Consider the following 4,896-nt stretch of genomic DNA (forward strand, 5'->3'; position numbering starts at 1 on the left):
ACGCCCGGCAGTGGCTGGACCTCCCCGGCCTCCCCGACCGCCGCGGGCCGCGCACCGCCCTGGCGGCGGCTCCCCGCGCCCCGGCGACGCGACGGGCGCTGTGCGGCACCTCCACGCGAGCGGTGGTCGTCGTCGAACGGAATGACCTTGGCGTCCGCCATCGTTGCTGCGCTCCTCAGTTGGCGCTCTGCGTCGGGGGGTGACCGCTGCCCGGCAGGGGCAGCGCGGCGATCCGGTCGACGGCCCTCGCGAGCCTCTCCGGCGGAAGCAGCCCCGGGCCACGACTGCGCACGAAGTCCGCAAACGTTTCAGCAGTCGAGTACTTCGGGGTGAAGCCCAGCGTCTCCCGCATCTGGTCCGTCGCCACCACCCGCCCGTGTGTGAGCAACCGGATCTGCTCGGGCGAGAAGTCCGTCATCCCCAGCGTACGCACCAGCGAGCCCGCCCAGGTGACCGCGGGAAGCAGCAGCGGCACGGTCGGCCGGCCCAGCCGCCGCGAGCACTGCGAGAGCAGCAGCACACCGTCGCCGGCGATGTTGAAGGTCCCGCTGTTGAGCGTGGAGCGCCTCGGCTCGTGCGAGCCGATCCGCAGCACCTCGATGACGTCGTCCTCGTGCACGAACTGCAGCCGCGGGTCGTAGCCGAACACGGTCGGCAGCACCGGCAGCGAGAAGTACGAGGCGAGCGGGCTGTCCGCGGCCGGGCCCAGGATGTTGGCGAACCGCAGCACGCACACGGCGACGTCCGGACGGCGCCGCGCGAAGCCGCGCACGTACCCCTCGACCTCGACCGTGTCCTTCGCGAAGCCACCGCTGGGCAGCGACTTGGGCGGTGTCGACTCGGTGAACACCGCCGGATCGCGGGGCGCGGAACCGTAGACGTTCGTACTGGACTTCACGACCAGCCGCTTGATGTTCGGGGACTTCTGGCAGGCACCCAGCAACTGCATGGTGCCGATGACGTTGGTCTCCTTCAGCGCGGTCCGGCCGCCGCTGCCGAGCGGCGTGCCGGTCACGTCGAGGTGGACGACCGTGTCGGCGCCCGACTCGGCCAGCACCCGCGCGACGGTGGGCTGGCGGATGTCCGTCTGGACGAAGTCGGCGCCGCCCAGGTGGTGCTCGGGCGGGACCGCGTCCACGCCGACGACCCGGTCCACCTCCGGATCCCGCAGGATCCGCCGGACGAAACGGCCCCCCAGCTGACGGGCCACCCCGGTCACGAGCACGACCTTTCCCAAGATCAGCGCCTTCCTCTCGCCCTGCTCCCGACGGCCAACCTATCGGGTCGTCGTCGCTCTGTGGTGCCGACCGGATGCTTGAAGTGACGACAGCCCCGGACGTACGAATGGCAGTGGCCCCCCACCGGAGTGCGGTGGGGGGCCACTGGACACGCTCGCGCGCTGCCGCTTACTTCTTGTTGCGACGCTGAACGCGCGTGCGCTTGAGCAGCTTGCGGTGCTTCTTCTTGGCCATCCGCTTGCGCCGCTTCTTGATAACAGAGCCCACGACTACCCTCGCTCACTTCTCATCACTCGGTGTTTGGGCGCCATGGGCCCACACGACCTACGAGGGGCTAGCCTACCCGCCCGAGCGCCGAGACCGTAATCGAGGTGACCGGGGAGGCCCATGAGTGCCCGGTACGGACCTCCCCGGATCGCCGTCAGGCGGTTTCCACCCCCACGTAGCTCTCGCGGAGGTACTCGTGAACCGCTTGCTCCGGGACGCGGAAGGACCGCCCCACCCGGATCGCGGGCAGATGACCGCTGTGCACCAGCCGGTACACGGTCATCTTCGACACTCGCATCACCGAGGCGACTTCCGCCACGGTAAGGAACTGAACCTCGTTCAGAGGCCTCTCGCCAGCTGCAGCCATGACACACCTGCACCTTCCGCACTCGACGGCCACCGGCTTCCCCTTCCGGTGACTCTTCGTCGTTGCGTGCTCACTCCCCAATGTAGGGGCGGGTGATGCGAGTGGGGAAGAGGTGCACCCATCGGCGGCCTACTGTGACAGACACGCTCGATTGAGTACGTAGCGGGCCAGCGGCAGGTAGTAATCGGACCGCACGCCGTCATCAAGTGGAACGGCGAGGGACACGGCCCCCTCGGCCTCCCCGACGAACGGCGCGGGATCGTTCACATCGGCCGGCCCGGCGGCCTCGAACCCCAGCTGACCTGCCCCGCAGACCCAGCCGTGGTCGCCGATCACCAACTCCGGAAGCGGCCCGCCGGCGTCGGCCGCCGCCGCGAGAGCGGTCCGAACCGGGAGGGGGGAGTGCGTGTGTGCGCCCGGCTCACAACCGGGGCGCTGCGCGGTCGCACCCCGGACGAGCCCGACCCCTCGCACGTAGTCGAGGTTGTGCGTGCGTAGACCGAACCGGGTCGTTATGTCGACACAGCGACCCTGCGCGGGGGTGAGGACGGCACATCCCGCCGCCGACAATGCGTCTGCCAGAGCGGCGTAGAAGCCGAGCAGCCGGTGCGGATGGCCGGTGCCGAACAGCACCGGCCCGCCACGCTCCGCAGCGACCGCCAGCCGCTCGGCGAAGGCGTCCAGGGCGGCCAGGGTCCGCTCGGGGTCGATCACATCATGGCCGAAGGTGTGCGCGGGATCGGCCGAGACCCCGCACCGGTCCGCCATCAGAGCCAGCAACTCCCGCTCGCCCCATACCCGTTCGGGGTCCAGCCCGATCAGCAGACGCGGATCCCGGGCGGCGAACAGCCGGTAGCTCCGCAGGCTCTCCTCCCGCGTGGTGCCCACGACCCCGGCGAGCCGGGCGGTGAGGAGATGCGCACGGAGCTCGGCGGCGGTGACGGTGGTGGGCACGCAAGCGATGGTGCGGGACACGGAGACGGAGCGGGCCGGGAACGGCGGAACACCGCACGGTCGGCGTAACGGAACACCCGTACGACCGTCAGGCCAGCAGTCCCCGCAGCGGGAACACCGCGCGCCGCGCCGCCAGGATCGCCTGGTCCAGACGGTCCGCCGGGTCGTACCCCTCGTCCCACGCGGCCCAGGAGACCGGCCACCGCCCGTCCGTCATCCGCCGCGGCGCCGGCTGCCGGGTCCGGGCGTACACCTCCTGCCGCCAGCCCTCGGGGATCAGCGTCGTGGGCTCCACCGGCCGCTCGGCCGCGATACCCACCAGATGGGTCCAGGACCGCGGCACGACCTCCACCACCGCGTAACCGCCACCGCCCAGCGCCACCCACCGCCCGTCGGCGTACGCGTGCGCCAGCTCGTGGCACGCCACCTGCACCGCCCGCTGCGCGTCCAGCGACACCGCCAGGTGCGCCAGCGGATCCTCGAAGTGCGTGTCGGCCCCGTGCTGCGTCACCAGCACCTGCGGCCGGAAGTCCGCGATCAGCTCCGGTACGACGGAGTGGAACGCCCGCAGCCACCCCGCGTCCCCGGTCCCGGCCGGCAGCGCCACGTTGGCCGCGCTGCCCTCCGCGCTGTCCGCTCCCGTCTCCTGCGGCCACCCGGTCTGCGGGAACAGCGTCCGCGGATGCTCGTGCAGCGAGATCGTCAGCACCCGCGGGTCCTCCCAGAACGCCGCCTGCACCCCGTCCCCGTGGTGCACGTCGACGTCGACGTACGCGACCCGCTCCGCGCCCAGCTCCAGCAGCCGGGCGATCGCCAGCGCGGCGTCGTTGTACACGCAGAAGCCGGAGGCCGCGCCCGGCATGGCGTGGTGCAGCCCGCCCGCGAAGTTCACCGCGTGCGGCGCGTCCCCGCGCCACACCGCCTCCGCCGCGCCCACCGACTGCCCCGCGATCAGCGCCGACACCTCGTGCATCCCGGCGAACGCGGGATCGTCCATCGTCCCCAGCCCGTACGACTGGTCCGCCGCCGCCGGATCGGCCGACGCGGCCCGCACCGCCTCGATGTAGTCCTCCCGGTGGACGAGCCGCAGCGTCGACTCCCCGGCCGCCTTCGCGGCGACCACCTCCACCTCACGGTCGAGCCCGAGGGCTCCGACCAGACTCCGGGTCAGCGCCAGCCGGACCGGGTCCATCGGATGGTCCCGGCCGAAGTCATAGCCCGTTACCGCCTCGTCCCACATCAGCTGTACGCGCCCGCTCATGCCCGACACCGTATCGGTCCGGTTCGGCGGCGAACGACCTGGCGTACACGAGCGTCACCAGTACCAACACCATCGGCACAAGCATCGCCCCGCGGTAGCTCCAGGCGTCGCCGAGCGCCCCGACCAACGGCGAACCGATCAGGAAGCCCACGTAGTTGAAGACGTTGAGCCGCGCGACGGCCGCGTCCGAAGCCCCGGGGCCACCACGCTCGGCGGCGCGCCGTCCCGCCGCCGCGAAGGTCTGCGGCACCAGCACACACAGCCCGAGCCCCAGCAGCGTGAACCCCAGCATCCCCGCCCACGCACCGGGCGCCCCGGCCACCACGGCGAACCCCACCGCCGCCACCAGCGCCCCCACCCGCACCACCGTCACGGCCCCGAACCGCCGCACCCCGACGTCCCCGATCGCCCGCCCCAACAGCGTGGTGACCATGTAGACGTTGTACGGAACGGTCGCGAGCTGCTCCGAACTGCCCAGCACGTCCTGGAGGTACTTCGCGCTCCAGTTGGAGACCGTCGAGTCCCCGATGTACGCCACCGTCATCACCAGGCACAGCGGCAACAGCCACTTGAGGCCGCCGGCCGTGCGCTCGCCCTTCGTGGTCTCCGGGACCGCCCGCCGCTCATCCCCGTCGACGTACCACCGGCTGCCGACCAGCGCGGCCGGCAGCAGCACCAGCACCACCGGCAGGTACGACACCCACAACGCCAGGTCCCAGTGCGCCCCCGCCCACGCGAGCGACGCCCCGACGATCCCGCCCGCGCTGTACACGGCATGGAAGCTCAGCATGATGCTGCGCCCGTACGCC

The 4,896-nt window shown here is 71.8% G+C and carries 6 protein-coding genes and 1 pseudogene; all 7 read right to left on the minus strand.

Annotated features, from left to right (window positions below; genetic code table 11):
* A pseudogene (locus tag B7767_RS48695) lies at positions 1–161 on the minus strand (glycerol acyltransferase); the annotation flags it as partial.
* 14 nt (positions 162–175) lie between these two features.
* Complete coding sequence (locus tag B7767_RS36965; protein ID WP_085575830.1) at positions 176–1,237, minus strand: NAD-dependent epimerase/dehydratase family protein; 1,062 nt, start codon at positions 1,235–1,237, stop codon at positions 176–178.
* 169 nt (positions 1,238–1,406) lie between these two features.
* Positions 1,407–1,505: a 30S ribosomal protein bS22 gene (locus B7767_RS36970; RefSeq protein WP_003948845.1), complete on the minus strand. Its 99-nt coding sequence runs from the start codon at positions 1,503–1,505 to the stop codon at positions 1,407–1,409.
* Between the two features lie 154 nt (positions 1,506–1,659).
* On the minus strand, positions 1,660–1,872 hold the full coding sequence (locus B7767_RS36975) for a helix-turn-helix domain-containing protein (RefSeq protein WP_004984898.1): 213 nt from the start codon (positions 1,870–1,872) through the stop codon (positions 1,660–1,662).
* A 129-nt stretch (positions 1,873–2,001) separates the two neighbouring features.
* On the minus strand, positions 2,002–2,847 hold the full coding sequence (locus B7767_RS36980) for a phosphatase (RefSeq protein ID WP_085575831.1): 846 nt from the start codon (positions 2,845–2,847) through the stop codon (positions 2,002–2,004).
* 67 nt (positions 2,848–2,914) lie between these two features.
* Positions 2,915–4,087 carry an acetoin utilization protein AcuC gene (locus tag B7767_RS36985; RefSeq protein WP_085575832.1) on the minus strand — a complete coding sequence of 391 codons (1,173 nt, stop codon included), beginning with the start codon at positions 4,085–4,087 and terminating at the stop codon, positions 2,915–2,917.
* Positions 4,038–4,896: MFS transporter (locus B7767_RS36990; protein ID WP_085575833.1), on the minus strand; the 859-nt coding region annotated here is incomplete at its 5' end. The genes B7767_RS36985 and B7767_RS36990, both read right to left, overlap by 50 nt.

Source organism: Streptomyces sp. 13-12-16 (assembly GCF_002114215.1).
Taxonomy (GTDB): Bacteria; Actinomycetota; Actinomycetes; order Streptomycetales; family Streptomycetaceae; genus Streptomyces.